Origin of the sequence: Variovorax sp. PBL-E5, assembly GCF_901827185.1 — a bacterium.
In the GTDB taxonomy this organism is placed as follows: Bacteria; Pseudomonadota; Gammaproteobacteria; order Burkholderiales; family Burkholderiaceae_C; genus Variovorax.
The window spans coordinates 5358986-5380411 of sequence record NZ_LR594671.1; the positions used below are offsets into that span (position 1 = coordinate 5358986).

Here is a 21426-nt window from a genome sequence, read left to right on the forward strand (position 1 = left end):
TCATCGCCCGGGCACGCCATGTCTTTCATCACCCTGCGCTTCCTCGCTGAACCCAGCACGGTCAATTTCGGCGGCAAGGTCCACGGCGGGACCGTGATGAAGTGGATCGACGAAGCCGGCTATGCCTGCGCCACGAGCTGGGCCAAGCGCTACTGCGTGACGGTGTTCATCGGCAGCATCCGCTTCCATCGGCCGATCATGATCGGCGACCTGGTCGAGGTCGAAGCCCGGCTGGCCTACACCGGCAAGACCAGCATGAACATCTCGGTCGAGGTGCGCAGCGGCGACATGAAGGGCGGCGAGATGCAGCGCACCACCGAGTGCCTGATCGTCTTCGTCTCGGTCGATTCGCATGGCCGCACGCTGCCGATCGATGCCTTCGTGCCCGGCACGCCGGGCGAGATGGCGCTGGCCGAGCGCGCCCGCACGCATCTGGAGGCCTCGCGCACAGCCGCGGGCGTCGCATCGGGCGCCAACGCCTAGGCGCGCCCGCGCGGCGCAGGATCGACCGCGGCCGGCACTCAGCCGGCCGGCAGCACCGTGCCGCTGACCTCGCCCAGGCCGATGCGCACCGCGCCCGCCCGCTCGCAGTAGCCGCGCAGGCTCAGCGTATCGCCGTCTTCGAGGAAGGTCCGGCGCTCGCCGTTCGGCAGGCTGATCGGCTGCTTGCCGCCCAGCGTGAGTTCGAGCAGCGAGCCGGCCTCGTCGGCCTTGGGGCCCGACAAGGTGCCCGAGCCCAGCAGATCGCCCGGCTGCAGGTTGCAGCCGTTCACCGTGTGGTGCGCGATCAGCTGCGCGGCGGTCCAGTAGGCGGCCTGCGCGGTATTGCCGCGCGTCAAGCGCACGGCGGCCTCGCCGGCTGCGCGCATCTTCGCGGTCTGCAGCCAGACTTCGAGCGTGATGTCGAGCGCGCCGCTCGCGCGATTGGCGGGCGCGTCGAGGTAGGGCAGCGGCTGCGGGTCGCCGGCCGGGCGCTCGAACCTGGCGCGGAAGGGCGCGAGCGCTTCCATCGTCACGATCCAGGGCGACAGCGTGGTCGCGAAGTTCTTGGCCAGGAAGGGGCCGAGCGGCTGGTATTCCCAGGCCTGGATGTCGCGCGCCGACCAGTCGTTGAGCAGCGTCACGCCGAACAGATGCTGCTCGGCATCGGCGATCGCGACCGGCTCGCCGAGGGCATTGCCCTGCCCGACGACAAAGCCGAGTTCGAGTTCGTAATCGAGCCGCTTCGACGGCCCGAAGGACGGCGCCTCGGCATCGGGCGCCTGGGTCTGGCCCTGCGGGCGCTTGAAACGCTGGCCGCTGACGGCGATCGACGAGGCGCGCCCGTGGTAGCCGATCGGCACCCACTTGTAGTTGGGCATCAGCGGCTGGTCCGGGCGGAACAGCTTGCCGACGGTGGTGGCGTGATGGATGCCGGTGTAGAAGTCGGTGTAGTCACCGATGCGGCACGGCAGGTGCATCGCCACGGCGTCGCGGCGCACCAGCGCGCCTTCCCATTCGGCCTGCTTCGCACTGCCCTCGGCCAAGCCTGCCGACAGTGCGGCGCGCAGTCCCCGGCGCTGCTCGATGCTGGCGGCCAGCAGCTCGTTCATGTTGTCGGTGTCGATCAGCCGCGCGAGGCGCAGATCGAGGATCTGGTCGCCGATGGCGACGCCGATGCGCGGCTCCCAGCGCGGCGCGCGGCTGTAGGTGCCGAAAGGCAGGTTCTGGATCGGGAAGTCGCAGCCTTCCTCGTTGGCCGATGCGACCCAGCTGCGCAGTTGCGGGTCGTGGGTGGCGTTGAGCGTGTCGTTCATGGCTTGAATGAATCCTTGAGGCCGGCCCAGCAGTCGGCGTAGTCGGTGTCGAGCGCCGGGCTTTGCAGCGCGAACTCGGTCGGAATGAAACGGTAGCGGCTCTCGAACATGAAGGCCAGCGTGTGGTCCAGCTTGTGCGGCGCCAGATCGGCCTGGCTCGCCTTGTCGAAGGCCTCTTCGTCGGGGCCGTGCGGCACCATCGAGTTGTGCAGGCTCGCGCCGCCCGGCTTGAAGCCGCCGGGCTTGGCGTCGTACTGGCCATAGACCAGGCCCATGAATTCGCTCATCAGGTTGCGGTGGTACCAGGGTGGACGGAAAGTGTCTTCCATCACCAGCCAGCGCGGCGGGAAGATCACGAAGTCGCAGTTGGCGGTGCCGGGCGTGTCGCTCGGCGAGGTGAGCACGGTGAAGATCGACGGGTCCGGATGGTCGAAGCTGATCGAGCCGATCACCATGAAGTTGGCGGTGTCGTACTTCACCGGCGCGAGATTGCCGTGCCAGGCGACGACGTTGAAGGGCGACTGCTGCATCGGCGCCGACCAGAGGCGGCCACCGAATTTCTTCACCAGCTCGTAGCCGCCGGCATCCTGCTCGAAGGCCGCGACCGGCGCCTGGAAATCGCGCGCGTTCGCGAGGCCGTTGGATCCGATCGGGCCCAGCTCGGGCAGGCGGAACTGTGCGCCGTAGTTCTCGCAGATGTAGCCGCGCGACAAACCGTCCGGCAGCGCGACCTTGAACACGACGCCGCGCGGCACCAGCGCGATCTCGCCGGGCCTGACCTCGAGCACGCCCATCTCGGTAGTGATCACGAGCCGGCCCTGCTGCGGCACGAAGAGCATCTCGCCGTCGGCATCGACGAGCGCGCGGCGTTCCATTGAGCGGCTCGCGAGGTAGACATGCGCGGCCACGCCGACCTGCGCCTCGGCATCGCCGTTGGCGGCCAGCGTGCGGAGGCCGTCGACGAAATCGACCTCGGCCGCCTCGAAGGGGATCGGCGCCCAGCGCATCGGCTCGGGCGGCAGCGCGATGGCGCGGTCGGCGCCGGTCTTCCAGTGCGGCTGCACATAGGGCTGGTAGCGGCCGGACACGACCGAGGGCTGGCGCCGGTACAGCCAGCTGCGCCGGTTCTCATGGCGCGGCGCGGTGAAGGCGGTGCCCGAGATCAGCTCGGGATACAGGGCGAAAGGCGCGCGCTGCGGGCTGTTGCGGCCCTGCGGCAAGGCGCCGGCCACGGCCTCGGTGGCGTGCTCGTTGCCGAAGCCGCTCTGGTAGCGGCGCCCGGTGGCGGATGCGTTCGTCGTCATGGCGTCCTCTTGAAATTCACGCGGATCGCGCCGCGGCCGCGAAGGCCTCGCGCAGCACGGCCAGCGATCCGATGTGGTTGGCCAACACCAGCACCAGGCGCGCGTTGAAGGCGTGGCTTTCTTCGCTCGACAGGTTCTGGTGCGCCTCGATCAGCGCTTCGTAGAAGTCGTCGGGCGCGTCGAGGTGCGGGGTGGTGATCAGTTCCATGATGCGCTTTCTATGCCTTGGCCAGTGCGCGGTCGCGGGCCGCGCGCAGCGCCTGCGGCGTGGGCTGGCGCCAGCGCGCGCAGACGTGCTGGTCGGGGCGCAGCAGGTAGACGGTGCCCGGCTGCGCGTCGTAGCGCTCGGCGGCGAGCTCGCCCGCGCCACAGGCCGCGACGCGCGCCACGTGCAGCGGCAGCTCGGCCTCGGCGATGGCCTGCAGGCTGCGCTGCGCTGCCTCGCCGTTGCCGAAGACCAGGGCCGTGAAGCGGGTCGCGGCGGATGCGTCGGACACGGGTGCGATCTCGCGCAGCAGCCAGCCGGTACTGCCGTCGACGCGCACGATCGGCGCATCGGCGGCTGATGCGCCCGGGACCATGCGTCCTGCGAACGCATCCAGGTCCGGCGTGTTGAGCGGCGAGGCGTCCAGCGTGGTCGCGACCGAGAGCCGGCCGCTGTTCACCAGCGCGCGCGCGAACGGATGGCGCTTGGAGAGTTCGAGCACGGCGTCGCGGAACAGGCGGCTGACATCGCTCTTCGGCGTGATGAAGTCGGTGGCGCGCGTGGAGTGGCGGATGTTCTCGTCGGCCGCGGCCTCGCGCTCGCTCGCATAGCTGTCGAGCAGCGCCTCGGGCGCTTCGTGCTTCAGCACGGCGGCGAGCTTCCAGCCCAGGTTGTCGGCGTCCTGCACGCCCGAGTTGGCGCCGCGTGCGCCGAAGGGCGACACGCCGTGCGCCGCGTCGCCGGCGAACAGCACGCGGCCATGGCGGAAACGCGCCATGCGCTGGCAGGCGAAGGTGTAGACGCTGGCCCAGACGATGTCGAAGCGCAGGCCCGGGTGGCCGATGCTGTCGAGCAGCGCACGCACGCGCGGGATGATGTGCTCGTGCTTGCGCTCTTCCACCGGATCGGCCTCCCACCCGAGCTGGAAGTCGACGCGCCACACGCCGTCGGCCTGCTTGTGCAGCAGCGCGCTCTGCTTCGGATGGAAGGGCGGGTCGAACCAGAAGCGGCGCTCGGTGGGCAGGTCGGCATCCATCGTGATGTCGGCGATCAGGAAACGGTCGCGGAACACGCGCCCGTGGGCTTCCTGCCCGAGCAGCCGCCGCAGGTCGGAGCGCGAACCGTCGCAAGCCGCGACGTGGTCGGCGGCGAGCTGGTAGCTGCCTTCGGGCGTCTCGATGGTGAGCAGCGCGTGGTCGACGTGCTGCGCGATGCCGACCACCTTGCTGCTCCAGCGCAGGTCGATCAGCGGCAGCGCGGCGGCGCGCTCGGCGAGGTAGCCTTCGACGTAGTACTGCTGCAGGTTGATGAAGGCCGGCCGCTCGTGCCCGCGCTCGGGCAGCAGGTCGAAGCGGTACACCTGCTCGTCGCGGAAGAAGACCTGGCCGACGCTCCACGACACGCCCTTGGCGACCATGCAATCGCCGCAGCCGAGGCGGTCGAACACCTCGAGCGTGCGCTTGGCGAAACAGATGGCGCGCGAGCCGGTGGACAGCGTGCAGTCGTTGTCGAGCAGCACCACGGGCACCTGCCGCTGCGCGAGATCGATCGCCAGCGCAAGGCCGACGGGGCCGGCGCCGACGACGATCACCGGATGGTGCACGGGCGTGCCGGCGTCCTGGTCCGGATGATGGCGGTAGTCGAAGCGCAGCGACTGGTAGTCGGTGGGCGCAGGGGTTGATGCGGGTGCATCCACGTTCTGGGTCTCCTTGTCTTGCCTCTTCCCCCGCTGGGGGAGGGAGCCAATGCTCAGCCTTCGAGAGCCTTCCACATCTCGATGTCGCGCTCGGCAGTCCAGATGCGCGGGTCGGCATGGCCCGAAGCCTCGTCGTAGGCGCGGCTCACGTCGAAGGGCATGCAGTGGTCGAAGATCGCCCACTGGCTGTACTTGGGCTTGAGCTTCGCGTAGGTGTCCTGGTAGATCGTGTTGAGGTCGCGCCCGGCCTTCACGCCTTCCTGCACGCTGGCATACACGTCGGCGATGAAGCTGCGCGTGCCGGCCAGGCCCTTGGCGACCTGCTCGGGCGTGGTGAGCGCGGCACCGCGCCCGGGCACCAGCGCCTTCGGACCGAGCGCGGCGATGTTGTCCAGCGTATACGGCCAGTCCTGGAAATAGGCGTCGCCCGCATAGGGCGTGGCATCGAACTCGACCAGGTCGCCCGACAGCAGCGTGCGCTCCTCGGGCAGCCAGACCACGGTGTCGCCCTTGGTGTGGCCGCGGCCGAGCTGGATCAGCTGCACTTCGAGCTGGCCGAGCCAGAGCGTCATCTTGCCGGTGAAGGTCAGGGTCGGCCAGGTCATGCCGGGGGGCACGGTCTCGACGTTCTGGAACAGGCGCGGGAAGCGGCCGATCTCGCTGGCCTTGTCCTGCTCGCCGCGCTCGACGATGAGGTCGCGCGTGTCCTGGCTGGCGATGATGTGCTCGGGCTGGTAGCCGGCGGCGCCCAGCACGCGCACGGCGTGGTAGTGCGTGAGCACCACGTACTTGATGGGCTTGTCGGTCACCTCGCGGATGCGGCGCACCACGTCGGCCGCCATCGCCGGCGTGGCCTGGGTGTCGGCCACCAGCACGCAGTCGTCGCCGACGATGATGCCGGTGTTGGGATCGCCCTCGGCGGTGTAGGCCCAGGCGTGTTCGGAGATCTGGCTGAAGGTGACCTGCTTTTCCTCGAGGTCGGCCTGGCTGGCGAATTTCTTGGTTTCGGTCATCGTGGGTCTCCAGATGGAAATTTGTCTAAGGTAAATGAATTCGCATGGAACGAATGATCGGAGTGTAAATCCGGGATCAGTTAATGTCTAATGCCTTCTGTATCAACGAACGACGGCAAAGGCCATGGCCAACGACAGCGACCGTGCGCAACGCGGCATCCAGAGCATCGAGGTGGGCGGCCAGCTGTTGCGTGCCCTGGTGCATCACGGCCGGCCGATGGCGCTGAAGGACCTGGCGCGCGAGGCCGACATGTCGCCCGCCAAGGCGCATCCCTACATGGTCAGCTTCGGCCGCCTGGGGCTGATCGAGCAGGACCGCGGCAGCGGCCACTATCTGCTCGGTCCGCTCGCGTTGCAACTGGGGTTGATCAGCCTGCAGCAGGCCGACCCGGTGCATCTCGCGACGCCGCTGATCGCCGAGCTGGCGCAGCGCATCGGGCAGACGGCGGCGATCGCGGTCTGGGGCGCGCGCGGCGCCACCATCGTGCGCATCGCCGAGTCGCCGTCGCCGGTGCACGTGGCCATGCGCCATGGCACGGTGTTCTCGCTCGCCAACACGGCCTCGGGCCGGCTGTTCGGCGCCTACCTCGACGGCGCGGTCGTCAAGCGCCTGCTCGACGAGGAACGCCAGCGCGCGAAGAGCGCGGCACCCGCACGGCGCGCGGGCATGCCGCCGCAGCCGGCGCTGCCGGACTGGAAAAGCTTCGAGGCGCAGCTGCGCGAGGTGCGCGCGCACGGCATCAGCCGCTCCGAGGGCGAGATCGTGCCCGGGGTCAGCGCGATGTCGGCGCCGGTGTTCGACCACACGGGCGCGATGGTGCTGGCGATCACGGCGATCGGCCCGACCGCGATCTTCGACACCCGATGGACCGGCGAGATCGCGCAGGCGCTCAAGGCTTGCGCGGGCCAGGTGTCGCAGAGCCTGGGCGCGGCGCCCGCAGCGGCGTGAGGCGCAAGGCGCTCAGAGCGCGTGGCGCGCCAAGCGCGGCGCGTTCACTTCGAGAGGCCGTCGAAATGCTGGACCGGCACCGCTTCGAGCGCGACGCCTTCGAGGCAGCGGATGTTGACGGCCGCCATCCTGTTGCCCTTCGGATCGGTGCCTTCCCCGAAGGGATGGATGCCGCAGGTGGGGCAGAAGTGGTGCCGGATCACGTGCTTGTTGAACAGGTAGGTGGCCATGTCCTCCGCCGGCGTGAGCAGCCGCAGGCTGTCGCGCGGCACGAACCACATCAGCGAGCCCTTGCGCGAGCAGATCGAGCAATTGCAGGCCATCGCCCCGTTGATTTCGCCATCGACCTCGAACGCGATGCGGCCGCAGTGGCAGCTTCCCTGGTAAGTCATCGTCGATCTCCTTTCTGCTTCATGCGCGGTAGGCCGAAGCCACGAGCTTCAGCCCGAGCGACACCATGACCGCGCCGGCCGCGCGGTCGACCCAGGCCTTGTAGCGCAGGTAGGTCTGCTGCGGTCCGCGCGCCGACAGGGCGAGCGCCACCAGCGTGTACCAGCTCGTCTCCAGCAGGCTGACGACCGCCACCACGGCGATGCCGAAGCCCAGGCCCGATGCCGGCGGCAGGAAGGCGGCGAACACGCTGGCGTAGACGATGGCGGTCTTGGGATTGCTGATCTGCGTGGCCAGGCCGGCCAGCAGCGCGCGCGAGAAGTGAGGGTGACCCTCCGCCGAAGCCGCATGCTGCGCAGTGGCGAGCGCGAGCGGCTGCTTCGCGCCGAGCCAGATGCGCACGCCGAGCCAGGCCAGGTAGAGGCCACCTGCCGCCTTGAGAAGAACGTACAGCTGCGGAATCGCAAGCAGCAGCCCCTGCAAGCCGGCCAGCGCGGCGATGGCGAAGGAGGCGCCGCCGATGCCCATCCCGATCGCCGCGGCGACGCCTTCGGTGCGCGACAGCGAGACGGCCGTGCGCGCCACCATGACGAAGCTCGGTCCGGGACTGACGACACCGACGGCGAGCGCGCCGGCGATGCCGAGCAGGGGCAGCAGGGGTTGCAACGAAGTCTCCTGGGTCTGGGGTCGGACCCGGAGATTACATCGCCCGGGCCACGAGGCCCACCGTCTTCGCTCAGGCCTTGCCCTTGGCCGCTTCGAGCGCGTCGCGCGTGCGGGTCGCCTCGCGGCGCGCGGCCTCGGCGAAGTCGTCGCCGTTCGATGCGTAGCAGATGGCGCGCGATGAATTGACCACGATCGGCGCATCGGCGCGCCAGCCGGCACGCACCGTGGCCACCGCATCGCCGCCCTGGGCGCCGATACCCGGGATCAGCAGCGGCACCGTGGGCGCGAGCGCGCGGACGCGCTCGATCTCCGCCGGATAGGTGGCGCCGACCACGAGGCCCAGCTGTCCGTTCACGTTCCACGGCCCCTGCGCCAACCTGGCCACGTGTTCGTAGAGGAAGGGTTCGCCTTCGACGCCCGCGAGGCGCTGGCCCTGCAGATCGGCGCCGCCCGGATTGCTGGTGCGGCACAACAGGAAGGCACCCTTGCCGGCGTGGCGCAGATAGGGCTCGACCGAATCGAAGCCCATGAAGGGCGACAGCGTGACCGCATCGGCGCCATAGCGCTCGAAGGCCTCGCGCGCGTACTGCTCGGCGGTCGAGCCGATGTCGCCGCGCTTGGCATCGAGGATCACCGGCACCTGCGGCGCGTTGCGGCGCAGGTGTTCCATCAGCTGTTCGAGTTGCCCTTCGGCCCGGTGCGCCGCGAAGTAGGCGATCTGCGGCTTGAAGGCGATCGCCAGGTCGGCGGTGGCATCGACGATGCGCGCGCAGAAGTCGTAGATGCGGCTGGCGTCGCCCTGGAGGCGGGCGGGGAATCGGGTCGGTTCGGGATCGAGGCCGACGCACAGCAGCGAGCCGTTCAGGCGCTCGGCGGCGCGCAGCTTGTCGAGGAAGTTCATGCGCGGAATTCTAGGCCGCGACCCCGATGCCGCCGGGCCGCTCAGCGCGCCAGCTGTTCGGCAGCCAGGCACAGGTCCGACCAGGCGCGTGCCTTGTCGGCCGGATTGCGAAGCAGGTAGGCCGGGTGGTAGGTCGCGACGAGCGGCACGTCCTGCATGCCCGTCATGACCGCCAGCGGCGCAACGCGGCCGCGCAGCTTGCCGAGCGGCTCGCTGCTCTGCATCAGGCTCTGCGCGGCCAGTGGCCCCATGGCCAGCACGATGCGCGGCGCCAGTTCGGCCGCGGCTTCGGCAAAAACCTCTGCCAGCGGGCGCGGGCTGGCGGGCTGCCCGGAGGCGACGCCGCGGTGGGTGCGCATCAGGTGCACGGGCAGCGCGCCGTCGTGCAACTGCAAGGCGCGCAGCATGTTGCCCAGCAGGCGCCCCGCATCGCCCGCGAACGGTTCGCCGTGGCGGCCGTCGAGTTCGGGCGGCATGTCGGCAACGATCAGCCAGCCAGCTTGCGCTGCGCCTTCTTCGCCGTAGAGCCGGCGCCGCGCTTCGGCCAGAATGCCCGCGCCGTGCAGTGCAGCGACGGCCGGCCGCGCGGCGGGCGTCGCGCCGGCAGGCACCGCCGCAGCGGGCCGGGCGCGCACCTGCGCCATCGGCGCGGGAGGCGCCGCGGCAGCCGCAACCGGCCGAACCTCGGCGGGCTGATCGGGCTGCGCCACCTGCGCCATCGGCCACCAGACCTTGACGCCCATTTCGTCCAGCATCGCGCGCTGGCGCGCATCGAGGTTCAGTGTGTGCAGCGTCATTTCAATGCGCCCCAGGCGCTGATGGGTTCGTTGAGGCGCAGGCTCATCACGACCGCGTCCTCGCGCGCGTTGCCGTAGGCGGGGTAATAGCCCTTGCGCACGCCGACCCGGCGAAAGCCGTGCCGCTCGTAGATGGACAGCGCGCGCAGGTTGCTGGCCCGCACTTCGAGCCAGAGCCATTGCGCGTTCTGGCTGCGCGACCAACCGCCCAGCGCCTCCAGCATCAGCGGCGCCCAGCCCTGGCCCTGGAAAGGCGGTGCGACGGTGATGTTGAGCAGGTGCACCTCGTCGACACCCTTCATCGCGACGAAGTAGCCGATGATGACCTCGGCCGGGATGGTGCGCGGGCTCGGCAGGCCCCATCGCGGGCGGCGGCCGCGCACTGACGCCGGCGCGGGCTCGGCGTCGAATCCGGGGCCGACGAGACACTGGCAGTGATAGCCGGCGGTCAGCGAATCGGCGAAGTTGGCACGCGTCCACGGATGGCTGTAGGCGTCGCGCTCGATATCGGCGACGGCAGGCAGGCGCTCGAGCGTGATCGGCTCGAGGCGGGCTTCGCGGGATTGCAGGACTGCGCTCATGTCAGGGTCTTGGAGGCCGCCTTGATCGCGGCACGCTCTTCGGTGGTCTGCGCCACTTTATCGCGAACATAGAGCGGCCACGCATCGGCCGGTGCAACGGTTGCGCCGGCCGCAAGCAATTCGGGGGCCAGGCGCAGCATCGCGGCCGCGGCGGGCAGCACGTCGCGGCGCGCCACCGCCGGCGGCAGGCGCTCGCCATAGGCGCCGAAGGCATTGCCCGCGAGCGTCCAGCCGACGGGCACCACGACCTGCTCGGGGGCGAGCAATTCCACCTCGGCGATGCCGCCGGGCGGGGCAACGTCGAAGTCATGGCGCGCCGCATAGACCTGGTCCATGCGCGCGTCGAGCACGGCGACGACGCGCCGGTCGCCGAAGCGATGGCGGGCCTCCTCGGCCACCGCCCGCAGCGTATCGACCGGCAGCAGCCGCACGCCCGCGCCGAAGCCCAGGCCCTGCGCCACCGAACAGGCCGTGCGCAGGCCGGTGAACGAACCGGGGCCGCGGCCGAAGACGATCGCGTCGAGATCGGCCAGCCTCAGGCCGGCCTCGGCCAGCAGACGCTGGATCAGCGGGATCAGCGTGGTCGACGATTGCGGTCCGCCCGCGCCGCTGTGTTCGAGCAGCGCATCGCCATGGCGCACCGCGACCGAAAGGGTCTCGGTGCTGGTGTCGAAGGCCAGCAGCCTAGGCATCGCCGGCGCTCCGTCGGAAGGCGCGTGCGAAGGTTGGAAGAGCGGCGGGCATGCCTCGATTATCGAGGCCCGCCGGCCCGCACGCGCGGCCTCGGCGACGGCCCGGATAATCACGCGATGCCTCTCGCCCCGCAATCCGCAGCGCAGCGCGCCTGCCGCACGTTTTTTCTCGTCCTGGCACTGGCCGCACCGGCCTGGACGAGCGCCCTCGCGCAAAGCCTGCCGAACGACGTCGATGCCGCGCTGGCGCGTGCCAAGGTGCCGCGCGACGCGGTGACGATGCTGGTGGCCGATGCCGACGGCACGCGCCCGCCGCGGCTCGCCTGGCGCACGCAGGTGCCGGTCAATCCGGCGTCGGTCATGAAGCTGGTCACCACCTACGCGGCGCTCGACCTGCTCGGCCCGGCATTCACCTGGACCACGCCGGTCTACGTCGACGGCCCGGTGCAGAACGGCGTGCTGAACGGCAACCTCTACATCAGGGGCCAGGGCGATCCGACGCTGGTGCTGGAGCGCCTGTGGCTGCTGCTGCGCCGCGTGCAGGGGCTGGGCATCCGCACCATCCGCGGCGACATCGTGCTCGACCGCAGCGCCTTCGAGCTGGCCGACACCGATCCGGCGGCCTTCGACGGCGAAGGCCTGCGCCCCTACAACGCGGCGCCCGATGCGCTGCTGATCAACTTCAAGTCGGTGGTCATGACCTTCGTGCCGAGCCGCGGCACGCAGACCGCGCAGGTCAACTTCGAGCCGCCGCTGGCCGGCGTGGCAATGCAGGCGAAGGTGCCGCTGTCGAACGGCGAATGCGGCGACTGGCGCGCCGCGCTGGGCGGCCAGTTCGCGGACCCTGCGCGCATCGACTTCGCCGGCAGCTATCCGGCCGCCTGCGGCGAAAAGGTGTGGCCGGTGGCCTATGCGGATCCGCGCAGCTACGCGCTGCGCGCGGTGGGCGGGCTGTGGGCCGAGATGGGCGCAGGGCTCACGGGCCAGGTGCGCGATGGCCGCGTGCCGCCCGCGCTCGCGCCCGCCTTCGAAGTCGCCTCGCCGCCGCTGGCCGAGGTGATCCGCGACATCAACAAGTACAGCAACAACGTGATGGCGCAGCAGCTGTTCCTCACGCTCGGCTTGCAGCAGAAGAAGCGCGGCACGCTGGAAGCGTCGCGCACCACGCTGCGCCAATGGTGGAACGATCGCATCGGCACCGGCGAGGGCCAGCCGATCTTCGACAACGGCTCGGGCCTGTCGCGCGACGAGCGCATCAGCGCGGCCGCGCTCGCCCGGCTGCTGCAGGTGGCCTGGCGTTCGCCGGTGATGCCCGAACTCATGTCCTCGCTGCCCGCCTCGGGCGTCGACGGCACGCTGAAGAAGCGCGCGCTGCGCTCGGGCGGCGCCGCCCACATGAAGACCGGCACCCTGCGCGATGCGGCGGGCGTCGCGGGCTACGTGCTCGGCGCCAGCGGCCATCGCTGGGTGGTCGTCGCGATCGCCAACAACGGCAACGCCACCGCGGCACGACCGGCCTTCGATGCGCTGGTCGACTGGGCCTCGCAGGACAACTGAGGCACCGCGGCGTCGCCGAGGCGACTCCCGCATCGCACCGGCTCGGGGTTTCCCTCGTCCTTCTTTGCAAAGGGCGCGCCTAGGATCGTGCGCATTGCGCCTTTCACACCCATTCCACGGAGGAGACATTCATGAAGCGTCTGCATCTTCTGAGCGCCGTTGCCACGGCAAGTCTGTTGGTCGCTGCCTGCGGTGGCGGGGGGGACGGCGGCGGTGGCCTCGGCCTCGGTGTCGGTGTGGGCGGCGGCGCAGTGGCCGGGCCGGGCACCGGTGCCTTGAAGGAACCCGCCACCACGCTGGTGACGCTGACCGCCGCGCAGATCGACGCTGCCACTGCAGCCAACGGACTGCAGGCGATCAGCGGCAAGGCCAAATGCGACGTGAAGGTGGTGGCACTCAACTACAGCACCGTGGGTCCGAAGGGCGAGGCGACCAATGAATCCGGCGTGCTGCTGGTACCGACCGGCACGGCCTGCACCGCCGCAGCGCCACTGGTGGCCTATGCCAAGGGCACGGACGTGCAGAAGCCGCGCACCCTGGCCAATCCGCAGGATTCCGAAACCTTCCTGCTGATCGCGATGTATGCAGCGCAAGGCTATGCGGTGACGGCGACCGACTACCTGGGCTATGCGAAGTCGACCTTCCCGTACCACCCCTACCTGCACGCCGATTCGGAAGCGCGCTCGGTGCTCGATTCGCTGCGCGCGGCGCGTGCCGCGATGCTGAGCGCGGGCGCGACCTTTTCCGGCAAGGTGATGTTCACCGGCTATTCGCAGGGCGGGCATTCGTCGATGGCGGCGCAGCGCGCCGCCGAGCGCGACAATCCGCTCGAATTCAACGTGGTGGCCGGCGCGCATCTGGCCGGGCCGTACAACCTGTCCGGATCGTTCAAGCTCACGGAAGCGATCGCCGGCTATCAGTTCTTCGTGCCTTTCATCGTGACCTCCTACCAGAAGGTCTACGGCGACGTGTACACGGACGTCAATGCCGTCTTCAAGCCGCCCTACGCAGCCAACATCGAGAACCTGCTGCCGAGCCCGACGCTGAACTACACGACGCTGGTGACCACCGGCGCGCTGCCTGGCGCCAACGGCGAGACGCCGGACCAGGCGCGCGACGAACTGTTCCAGGCGAGCTTCCTGACCGACGTGCGGACCAATCCGAACAACGCGCTCTTCCTCGACGCGAAGAAGAACGACCTGTTCGGCTGGAACCCGCGCGCCAGGACGCTGCTGTGCGGCGGCGCTGGCGACCCGACCGTGCCGCCGGCGGTGCACCTGATCCCGATGAAGGCGGACTTCGACTCGCGCGGCGTGACCACGGTCACGACGGTCGACGTCGACGCGCAGGTGCAGGCCGCCTTCGGACCCGGCGGCAAGGCGCCCACCGATCCGGCTTCGGCCGCGTATGCCACCTACTTCGGCTCCTACCACGGCACCTACGAGCCGCCGTTCTGCCACGCCCGGGCGCGCGCATTGTTCGACACGGTGAAATAGGCTCGCCCCAGACTGCCGGCCGCGCACCGCGCGCCGAGTTCGTGGGCCGCCGCGGAACCGGCTCAGCCGGGCCGCAGGCTGCGCCCCCTGCAAGGGGGTAGGCGAAGCGACACGCAGTGCGCGCAGCCTGGGGGTGTACCTATGCAGCCGCTCTTTGCAGACGGTCGCGCACGCCTTCCCATTCGGGCTCGGCGGGGGGCGTTTCGACCCAGATCAATTTGACGCCTTCGTCGTCGAAGGCGCGCAGCACCGCGAACAGTTGCTGCGCCGCGGCAGCGGCGTCGTCGGGCATGCGGCGCTGCACGATGCGCTGCGAACGGCTCTTGAGCGCGGTGCGCGACCAGACCGCGATGTGGGCGGCGTTCGCGCCCAGCAGGTCGAGGCCGGTCTGCAGTGCCTTGGCATCCATCAGGCGCAGCTTGGCGCTCGGCGCGTAGTGCGATTCGAGCGTGCCGGAGGCGCGCGGGTCGGGCGCGGCGAGATCGTCCTTGTCGCGCAGCGCCTCGCCGCAGGCCGCTTCGATGCGGGCGCGCGTGATGGCGCCCGGGCGCAGGAGCACCGGCGCGCCGCGGCTGCAGTCGACGATGGTCGACTCGATGCCGACCTCGCAGGGGCCGCCGTCGATCACCAGCAGCTCGTCGCCGAATTCGTCCTGCACGTGCCGGGCCGTGGTCGGGCTGACGCGGCCGAAGCGGTTGGCGCTCGGGCCCGCCACGCCATGCACGCCCTGCTCGGCGCAGGCCGCGAGCAGCGCCTGCGCCACCGGATGCGAAGGACAGCGCAGCCCGATGGTGTCCTGTCCGCCGGCAGCAGCGGCAGCGACGCCGGGCTGCCGCGCAACGATCAAGGTCAGCGGACCCGGCCAGAAGGCGAGCACCAGCTTTTGCGCGAAGGGCGCCAGCGGCAGCGCGAAGCGCGACAGCGCCTCGGTGCCTTGCGCACCGGCCGCCACGTGCACGATCAACGGATGGTCGCTCGGCCGCCCCTTGGCCGCGAAGATGCCGGCGACAGCGGCCTCGCTGGCCGCATCGGCGCCCAGGCCATAGACGGTCTCGGTCGGGAACGCGACCAGGCCGCCGGCACGCAGCACGCGCGCGGCCTCGTCAATGGCGTCGGGCGTGCGGCCGTCGAGGATCATCGGCCCGGGCCGCACGGCGGGAGCAACGGGTGAGCGTGGAGACCCATGGTCACTCCGAGAGCGGGATCGGCAGGCCGAGCAGCGCAGCGGCGAAGTCGGCGGTGCTGCGGACTTCGCCGATGTCGGCGCCCGTGATGGTGAGATGACCCATCTTGCGGCCGCGGCGCGCCTCGGCCTTGCCGTACAGGTGCAGGTGGATGCCGGGCAGCGCGAGCACGTCGGCCCAGCGCGGCGCCTGCTCGGTGCCGTCGTCGAGGAACCACAGATCGCCGAGCAGGTTCAGCATGATCGCCGGACTGTGCTGGCGCGGCATGTTCAGCGGCAGGCCGGCCAGGGTGCGCACCTGCTGTTCGAACTGCGACATGTCGCAGGCGTCCATCGTCCAGTGACCGCTGTTGTGCGGGCGCGGCGCCATTTCGTTGACGACCAGTTCGCCGTCGGCGAGCACGAAGAATTCGACGCACAGCACACCGACATAGTCCAGCCCCTGCGCGATCGACTGGGTCGCCGCCACCGCCTGCCGCGCGATCGCTTCGGGCATGCTGTGCGCATGCACTTCGGTCACGGCCAGCACGCCGTCGCGATGCAGGTTGCGCTGCGGCGGGTAGTGCACGATCTGGCCGTCGCCGCCGCGCGCGATGATCACCGAGCATTCGAAATCCAGCGGCAGCAGCTTCTCGAGCACGCAGGGCACGTCGCCCGTGGCCTCCCAGGCCGCGGCCAGCTCGGCTCGCGTGCCCACGCGCTGCTGGCCCTTGCCGTCGTAGCCGAGCCGCGCGGTCTTGAGGATGCCGGGAAGCAGGTCGCCGGACACGGCGGCCAGTTGGTCCGCCGTCTCGATCACGGCATGGGGCGCGCAGGCGACGCCGCAGCCCACGAAATGCGCTTTCTCGCGGATGCGGTCCTGCGCGATCGCCACCGCCTCCGCGGCGGGCGAGACCGGCCGCGCGACCGAGAGATGCACCAGCGCGGGCGCGGGCACGTTCTCGAACTCGGTCGTGATGGCATCGGCCAGGCCCGCCAGCCGCGCCAGACCGTCGACATCGGTGTAGTCGGTGGGAATGTGGTGGTGGCTCACGCGCCCCGCGGGGCTGTCGGGATCGGGGTCGAGCACGGCCGTGAAGTAGCCCATGCGCTGGGCCGCGTGCACGAACATGCGGCCCAGCTGGCCGCCGCCCAGCACGCCGAGGGTGGCGCCTGGCAGCAGCGCGCTCACAGCGCGCCCCCGCCCTGCGGCGAGAACGGCGACACGGCACCCCGGCCGGCCGGCGCATCGAGCGGCGGCAGGGTCATCGCCTGGGCGGCCTGCGTCTGCTTCGCGCGGAAGGCGTCCAGCTGGGCGCGCAGGGCCGGATTGCCCACCGCCAGCATCGCGACCGCGAACAGGGCCGCGTTGGCCGCGCCGGCAGGGCCGATGGCGAAGGTCGCGACCGGCACGCCCCTGGGCATCTGCACGATGCTGTAGAGCGAATCCACGCCTTGCAGGTGCTTGCTCGCCACCGGCACGCCGAGCACCGGCACCGGGGTCTTGGCCGCCAGCATGCCCGGCAGATGGGCCGCGCCGCCGGCACCGGCGATGATGGCGGCCAGGCCGCGCGGGGCGGCGTTTTCGGCATAAGCGAACAATTCGTCCGGCATGCGGTGCGCCGAGACCACCCGGGCTTCGTGGGCGACGCCGAATTGCTGGAGAATCTCGACCGCATTGCGCATCGTCTCCCAGTCGGAGTTCGAGCCCATGACCACGCCGACCTGAATTGCTTGCTTCATGGTTTCAATTTTACGTTTCACCCTCAGCTTCCCACGATGATCGACATCACCCTCGAAAACTTCCAGACCGAGCTGATCGACGGCTCCATGACCACGCCGGTGCTGCTGGACATCTGGGCCGAATGGTGCGGACCCTGCAAACAGCTCGGCCCCGTGCTCGAAAAGCTCGAGACCGAGTATGCCGGCCGCTTCGCGCTGGCCAAGCTCGATGCCGACAAGGTGCCGCAGATCTCGCAGCAATTGAGCCAGATGTTCGGCGTGCGCAGCATCCCGTTCTGCGTGATGTTCAAGGAGGGCCAGCCGGTCGACGGCTTCGTCGGCGCCATCCCGGCCGAGCAGATCCGTGCCTTCCTCGACAAGCACGTGCCGGGCGCGGACGAGGTCGAGGCGCTCGAACAGGGAGAAGCCGCCCAGGAGGCGCTGGCCGAAGGCGATACCGAGGGCGCGCTCGAGCGGCTGCAGCATGCGGTGGCCGCCGATCCGGCCAACGACGACGCGCGTTTCGACTACGTGAAGCTGCTGCTGCAGGAAGGCCGCATCGACGATGCCAAGGTCGCCTTCGCACCGGCGATCGCCAGGACCACGCAGGTGCGCCGCTTCGATGCGCTGCAGCGCTGGATGGATGCGATCGACTTCGCCTCGCCCGCCCAGGGTGCGGCACCCTCGCTGGCCGATGCCGAGTCCCGCATCGCGGCCAACAAGCGCGACTTCGAGGCCCGCTTCGACCGCGCCCGGCTGCTCATGGCCGCGCAGCGCTGGACCGACGCGATGGACGAGCTGCTCGACATCCTGATGCGCGACAAGAGCTGGAGCGAGGAGCTCGCCCGCAAGACCTACATCGCCATCCTCGAGATCATCGAGCCGCCCCGGCCCAAGGTGGCGGATGGCCAGATCCCGCCGGACGACCCCACGGTCGCGACCTATCGGCGGCGGCTCAGCAGCGTCGTCCTGAGCTGATCGGGGCGGCCGCCGGCCGGCACGCGATGCGGCGCGGAGCGGCCATGGAACGGAACGTTGCGCCCGGTCCGGACTCGCAGTGGGAGTGGCGTTGGCGCGACGTGCTGCCTCGCATACGATGGAGCCGAATCATTTCGTTGCAAAGGGAAAACCGGCCATGCGTTCCTTGTTCCTCACGGCGGCGTTGCTCGCCTGCGCACTGACCACCGGCTGCGGCAGCGGCATCAACCTCGACGAGCCGATCGAAGGGCCGGTCTGGCAACTCGACCAATTGGGCGACATGCTGATCGAACCGAGCAGCGATCCGCAGCGCATTGCGCGGATCCAGTTCGACGGCAGCAGCGGCCGCGTGAGCGGTTCGGGCGGCTGCAACCGTATTTCGGGCACCTTCGAGCGCAGCGGCAGCGCGCTCAAGCTGAGCCAGATGGGCGCGACCCGCATGGCCTGCGCCGACGAGGCGACCCGCATCAACGAAAGCCAGTTCTTCGCTGCGCTGCAGTCCACCGCCAGCTACCGGCTGCAGGGACACTCGCGGCTTGCGCTGCTGGATGCGAACGGGCGCACCGTCGCGACGCTGAGCGCCGGAACGGCGCCCGTCAGCCGGTGAGCCGTTCCAGCGCTTCGCGGTACTTGGCCGCCGTCTTCTCGATCACCTCGGCCGGCAGGCGCGGTGCCGGCGGGGTCTTGTCCCAGGGCTTGCCGTTGATCCGGGTCGCCTCGAGCCAGTCGCGCACGAACTGCTTGTCGTAGCTCGGCGGATTGGTGCCGGCGGCGAGCGCCGCGTCGTAGCCTTCGACCGGCCAGTAGCGCGAGCTGTCGGGCGTCAGCACCTCGTCCATCAGCACCAGCGTGCCGGCCTCGTCGAGGCCGAACTCGAACTTGGTATCGGCAATGATCATCCCGCGGGCCAGCGCGATCTCGGCGGCAGCCTCGTAGATGGCGATGCTGGTCTCGCGGATCTGCTGCGCGAGCTTCGGGCCGACCACCTCCACCACCTTGTCGTAGCTGATGTTCTCGTCATGGTTGCCCGCCGCCGCCTTGGCCGCCGGCGTGAAGATCGGCCGCGGCAGCTTGCTCGCATTGCGCAGGCCCTCGGGCAGCGGCACGCCGCAGACCGCGCGGCCCTCCTGGTATTCCTTCCAGCCGCTGCCGGCCAGGTAGCCGCGTACCACGGCCTCGACCGGGATCGGCGTGAGCCGCTTGACCAGCATCGAGCGGTCCTTGACCTGCGCCACCTCGCCCGGCGCGACCACGCTCTCGGGCGCCTCGCCCGTCAGGTGGTTGGGGCACAGCGCGCCGAGCCGGTCGAACCACCACAGCGCCATCTGCGTGAGGATCACGCCCTTGCCGGGGATCGGCTCGCCCATGATCACGTCGAAGGCCGACAGGCGGTCGCTCGCGACCATCAGGATGCGGTCGCTGCCGACCGCGTAGTTGTCGCGCACCTTGCCGCGCGCGAGCAGCGGAAGGCTCTGGATGGAAGAGGTGTGGACGGTGGTCATGGCGGAGTGACGGTGTCGATGGGCGAGAGACGACGCAGATTGTGCGCGCAGAAAAAAGCCACCGCGAGGGTGGCTTCCCGGGCCGATGGAAGGCTCAGACCACTTCTTGTGCGAGTTCGCCTTTAGCGTACTTCGCGGCGACGATCTGCAGCGTGTCGCCCTTGATCTTCGGCCCCTGCCCTTCGCAGCCGAACTCGATGTAGCGCTGCTTGCAGATCTGCTTGGCCGCCTCGCGCGCCGGCTTGAGCCATTCGCGCGCATCGAACTTCTCGGGATTCTCGGCCATGAACTTGCGCACCGCGCCGGTCATGGCCAGGCGGATGTCGGTATCGATGTTGATCTTGCGCACGCCGTACTTGATGGCTTCCTGGATTTCCTCGACCGGCACGCCGTAGGTTTCCTTCATGTTGCCGCCGAACTGCCGGATGATGGCCAGCAGATCCTGCGGCACCGACGACGAGCCGTGCATCACCAGGTGGGTGTTGGGGATGCGGCGGTGGATTTCCTTGATGCGGTCGATCGCCAGGATGTCGCCGGTGGGCTTGCGGGTGAACTTGTAGGCGCCGTGGCTGGTGCCGATCGCGATCGCCAGCGCATCGAGCTGGGTCTTCTTCACGAAGTCCGCGGCCTGCTCCGGATCGGTCAGCAGCTGCTCGCGCGTCATCGTCGCGTCGGTGCCGTGGCCGTCTTCCTTGTCGCCCTTCATGGTTTCGAGCGAGCCCAGGCAGCCCAGTTCGCCCTCGACCGTCACGCCGACCTTGTGCGCCATGTCCACGACACGGCGCGTGACGTCGACGTTGTAGTCGTAGCTGGCGATCGACTTGCCGTCAGCTTCCAGCGAGCCGTCCATCATCACCGAGGAGAAGCCCAGATTGATCGCGCCCTGGCACACGTCGGGGCTCTGGCCGTGGTCCTGGTGCATCACCAGCGGCACGGTCGGGTAGGCCTCGATGGCCGCCAGGATCAGATGCTTGATGAAAGGCTCGCCGGCGTACTTGCGCGCGCCGGCACTGGCCTGCAGGATCACCGGCGCGCCGGTTTCCTTGGCGGCTTCCATCACGGCCTGCACCTGTTCGAGGTTGTTGACGTTGAACGCCGGAATGCCGTAGCCGTTGGCGGCGGCGTGGTCGAGCAGTTCGCGCATCGAGACGAGTGCCATGGGAATACCTCGCGGGAATAAGAAAAAAGACGGTAGGGACTTCCGGTCGATTCTAGCGAGCGACCTTGTCGGACGGCGCCGACGACAGCCCGATGAACGACAGCACCGGTCCGCCGATCCAGGTGAGTGGTTTCGCGAAGGCGCCGATCAGGGTGACATGGCTGAGGTCGTCGAACTCCCGCAGCGCCACTTCGACGCCGGCTGCGTGCAGCTTGTCGGCCATCTGTCGGGTATTTCGCACCGGATCGACCAGCGTGTCCTTCGTCGCCGCCATGAGCGGCGTGCGCGGCGCGCCGGACGCGGCATGCACGATCGGCAGGAAGTCATAGGGCCCGGCCAGACCGATCCAGCCGGCCAGTTGCTTCGGACTCGCGCCCACCGCGTTCAGCCAGCGCGCGTCGAGCGCGACCATGGCCGCGTTGCAGGCGCCCGAGCTGTGGCCCACGACGTAGACCTGCCGCGGATCGGCACCGAATTGCGCCGCATGGTCGAGGCCCCATTTCACGGCCAGCGCACTGTCTTCGACGAACGCCGGGTAGGCGACCTGCGGCGACAACCGATAGTCCGGGATGACGACCACGGCGCCGCGCGCCGCGAGCGCCTCGCCGAGGAACTTGTAGCTGGCGCGATCGCCGCTGCTCCAGCTGCCGCCGAAGAAGAACACGATCAGCGGCCGGCTGCCTTCTGCCGGAAGAGCGGAAGGCAGCGGACGGTAGACATCGAGCTGCTGGCGCAGCGCCTGCCCGTAGGCGATGTCGCCCTCGAAGCGGTAGGTGTTGCCGGGCACCAGGCTGTTGACGATCCCGAGCGGCGAGCACGCCGAGCCGCAGTGCACGACCGCGGACGCGGAAGAAAAACGG

At 69.7% G+C, this 21426-nt stretch carries 23 protein-coding genes; 6 read left to right on the top strand and 17 right to left on the bottom strand.

The genetic code is table 11. The annotated features are described in order from the left end of the window. Positions 1 to 18: 18 nt before the first annotated feature. Positions 19 to 483, top strand: coding sequence for an acyl-CoA thioesterase (locus WDLP6_RS26105; RefSeq protein WP_162594704.1), 465 nt, complete (start codon positions 19 to 21; stop codon positions 481 to 483). Positions 484 to 521: 38 nt separating this feature from the next. On the opposite strand, the gene fahA is transcribed toward WDLP6_RS26105, so the two are convergent. Genes fahA through WDLP6_RS26130 form a run of 5 tightly spaced genes read right to left on the bottom strand, consistent with a single transcriptional unit; the run spans position 522 to position 6014 of the window. After that, the gene (fahA, locus tag WDLP6_RS26110; RefSeq protein WP_162594705.1) at positions 522 to 1796 is read right to left on the bottom strand and encodes a fumarylacetoacetase; all 1275 of its coding nucleotides are present in this window, start codon (positions 1794 to 1796) and stop codon (positions 522 to 524) included. Continuing rightward, entirely contained in the window at positions 1793 to 3100 is a 1308-nt protein-coding gene (gene hmgA, locus WDLP6_RS26115; protein WP_162594706.1) for a homogentisate 1,2-dioxygenase, read from the bottom strand. Before hmgA ends, fahA begins: the two co-directional genes overlap by 4 nt. Before the next feature lie 16 nt (positions 3101 to 3116). Then, on the bottom strand, positions 3117 to 3308 hold the full coding sequence (locus WDLP6_RS26120) for a DUF2783 domain-containing protein (protein WP_162570046.1): 192 nt from the start codon (positions 3306 to 3308) through the stop codon (positions 3117 to 3119). A gap of 10 nt (positions 3309 to 3318) precedes the next feature. After that, entirely contained in the window at positions 3319 to 5001 is a 1683-nt protein-coding gene (locus WDLP6_RS26125; protein WP_162594707.1) for an FAD-dependent oxidoreductase, read from the bottom strand. Between the two features lie 53 nt (positions 5002 to 5054). Further along, positions 5055 to 6014, bottom strand: a complete 960-nt coding sequence (locus WDLP6_RS26130; RefSeq protein ID WP_162594708.1) for an MBL fold metallo-hydrolase — start codon at positions 6012 to 6014, stop codon at positions 5055 to 5057. A 124-nt stretch (positions 6015 to 6138) separates the two neighbouring features. Between WDLP6_RS26130 and WDLP6_RS26135 the strand changes: the two genes are divergently transcribed. Further along, positions 6139 to 6963, top strand: a complete 825-nt coding sequence (locus WDLP6_RS26135; RefSeq protein WP_162594709.1) for an IclR family transcriptional regulator — start codon at positions 6139 to 6141, stop codon at positions 6961 to 6963. 44 nt (positions 6964 to 7007) lie between these two features. On the opposite strand, the gene WDLP6_RS26140 is transcribed toward WDLP6_RS26135, so the two are convergent. From WDLP6_RS26140 to tsaB, 6 genes are all read right to left on the bottom strand, one after another. Further along, complete coding sequence (locus tag WDLP6_RS26140; protein ID WP_162594710.1) at positions 7008 to 7355, bottom strand: GFA family protein; 348 nt, start codon at positions 7353 to 7355, stop codon at positions 7008 to 7010. 19 nt (positions 7356 to 7374) lie between these two features. After that, positions 7375 to 8019 (bottom strand): LysE family translocator, encoded by a 645-nt coding sequence (locus WDLP6_RS26145; protein ID WP_162594711.1) that lies wholly within the window; start codon positions 8017 to 8019, stop codon positions 7375 to 7377. 70 nt (positions 8020 to 8089) lie between these two features. Beyond that, on the bottom strand, positions 8090 to 8920 hold the full coding sequence (gene pyrF, locus WDLP6_RS26150) for an orotidine-5'-phosphate decarboxylase (RefSeq protein WP_162594712.1): 831 nt from the start codon (positions 8918 to 8920) through the stop codon (positions 8090 to 8092). 41 nt (positions 8921 to 8961) lie between these two features. Next, the gene (locus WDLP6_RS26155; protein WP_162594713.1) at positions 8962 to 9717 is read right to left on the bottom strand and encodes a uracil-DNA glycosylase family protein; all 756 of its coding nucleotides are present in this window, start codon (positions 9715 to 9717) and stop codon (positions 8962 to 8964) included. Continuing rightward, positions 9714 to 10298, bottom strand: a complete 585-nt coding sequence (locus WDLP6_RS26160; RefSeq protein WP_162594714.1) for a GNAT family N-acetyltransferase — start codon at positions 10296 to 10298, stop codon at positions 9714 to 9716. The genes WDLP6_RS26155 and WDLP6_RS26160 overlap by 4 nt, the downstream gene beginning before the upstream one ends. Further along, on the bottom strand, positions 10295 to 10990 hold the full coding sequence (gene tsaB / locus WDLP6_RS26165) for a tRNA (adenosine(37)-N6)-threonylcarbamoyltransferase complex dimerization subunit type 1 TsaB (protein WP_162594715.1): 696 nt from the start codon (positions 10988 to 10990) through the stop codon (positions 10295 to 10297). Before tsaB ends, WDLP6_RS26160 begins: the two co-directional genes overlap by 4 nt. Before the next feature lie 117 nt (positions 10991 to 11107). On the opposite strand from tsaB, the gene dacB reads away from it, so the two are divergent. Next, positions 11108 to 12547 carry a D-alanyl-D-alanine carboxypeptidase/D-alanyl-D-alanine endopeptidase gene (dacB, locus tag WDLP6_RS26170; protein WP_162594716.1) on the top strand — a complete coding sequence of 480 codons (1440 nt, stop codon included), beginning with the start codon at positions 11108 to 11110 and terminating at the stop codon, positions 12545 to 12547. A gap of 131 nt (positions 12548 to 12678) precedes the next feature. Then, positions 12679 to 14043 carry a lipase family protein gene (locus WDLP6_RS26175; RefSeq protein WP_162594717.1) on the top strand — a complete coding sequence of 455 codons (1365 nt, stop codon included), beginning with the start codon at positions 12679 to 12681 and terminating at the stop codon, positions 14041 to 14043. 139 nt (positions 14044 to 14182) lie between these two features. On the opposite strand, the gene WDLP6_RS26180 is transcribed toward WDLP6_RS26175, so the two are convergent. From WDLP6_RS26180 to purE, 3 genes are read right to left on the bottom strand one after another with little or no spacing between them, the layout of a single operon-like run. Further along, positions 14183 to 15181: an L-threonylcarbamoyladenylate synthase gene (locus tag WDLP6_RS26180; protein ID WP_162594718.1), complete on the bottom strand. Its 999-nt coding sequence runs from the start codon at positions 15179 to 15181 to the stop codon at positions 14183 to 14185. 49 nt (positions 15182 to 15230) lie between these two features. Beyond that, a complete protein-coding gene (locus WDLP6_RS26185) occupies positions 15231 to 16397 on the bottom strand; it encodes a 5-(carboxyamino)imidazole ribonucleotide synthase (RefSeq protein ID WP_162594719.1) in 1167 nt (388 codons plus the stop codon). Continuing rightward, the gene (gene purE, locus WDLP6_RS26190) at positions 16394 to 16948 is read right to left on the bottom strand and encodes a 5-(carboxyamino)imidazole ribonucleotide mutase (RefSeq protein ID WP_162594720.1); all 555 of its coding nucleotides are present in this window, start codon (positions 16946 to 16948) and stop codon (positions 16394 to 16396) included. Before purE ends, WDLP6_RS26185 begins: the two co-directional genes overlap by 4 nt. A gap of 36 nt (positions 16949 to 16984) precedes the next feature. On the opposite strand from purE, the gene WDLP6_RS26195 reads away from it, so the two are divergent. Together WDLP6_RS26195 and WDLP6_RS26200 are read left to right on the top strand one after the other, a co-directional pair. Next, positions 16985 to 17905: a tetratricopeptide repeat protein gene (locus WDLP6_RS26195; RefSeq protein WP_162594721.1), complete on the top strand. Its 921-nt coding sequence runs from the start codon at positions 16985 to 16987 to the stop codon at positions 17903 to 17905. Between the two features lie 157 nt (positions 17906 to 18062). Further along, a complete protein-coding gene (locus tag WDLP6_RS26200; protein WP_162594722.1) occupies positions 18063 to 18512 on the top strand; it encodes an META domain-containing protein in 450 nt (149 codons plus the stop codon). On the opposite strand, the gene WDLP6_RS26205 is transcribed toward WDLP6_RS26200, so the two are convergent. The 3 genes from WDLP6_RS26205 to WDLP6_RS26215 all read right to left on the bottom strand — a co-directional run bounded on the left by WDLP6_RS26205 (position 18502) and on the right by WDLP6_RS26215 (position 21401). Continuing rightward, positions 18502 to 19407 (bottom strand): phosphoribosylaminoimidazolesuccinocarboxamide synthase, encoded by a 906-nt coding sequence (locus tag WDLP6_RS26205; protein WP_162570063.1) that lies wholly within the window; start codon positions 19405 to 19407, stop codon positions 18502 to 18504. The two genes, WDLP6_RS26200 and WDLP6_RS26205, sit on opposite strands and share 11 nt — an antisense overlap. Positions 19408 to 19501: 94 nt before the next feature. Next, complete coding sequence (gene fba, locus WDLP6_RS26210) at positions 19502 to 20566, bottom strand: class II fructose-bisphosphate aldolase (RefSeq protein WP_162594723.1); 1065 nt, start codon at positions 20564 to 20566, stop codon at positions 19502 to 19504. 52 nt (positions 20567 to 20618) lie between these two features. Next, positions 20619 to 21401: an alpha/beta hydrolase gene (locus tag WDLP6_RS26215; protein ID WP_232077329.1), complete on the bottom strand. Its 783-nt coding sequence runs from the start codon at positions 21399 to 21401 to the stop codon at positions 20619 to 20621. Positions 21402 to 21426: the final 25 nt, after the last annotated feature.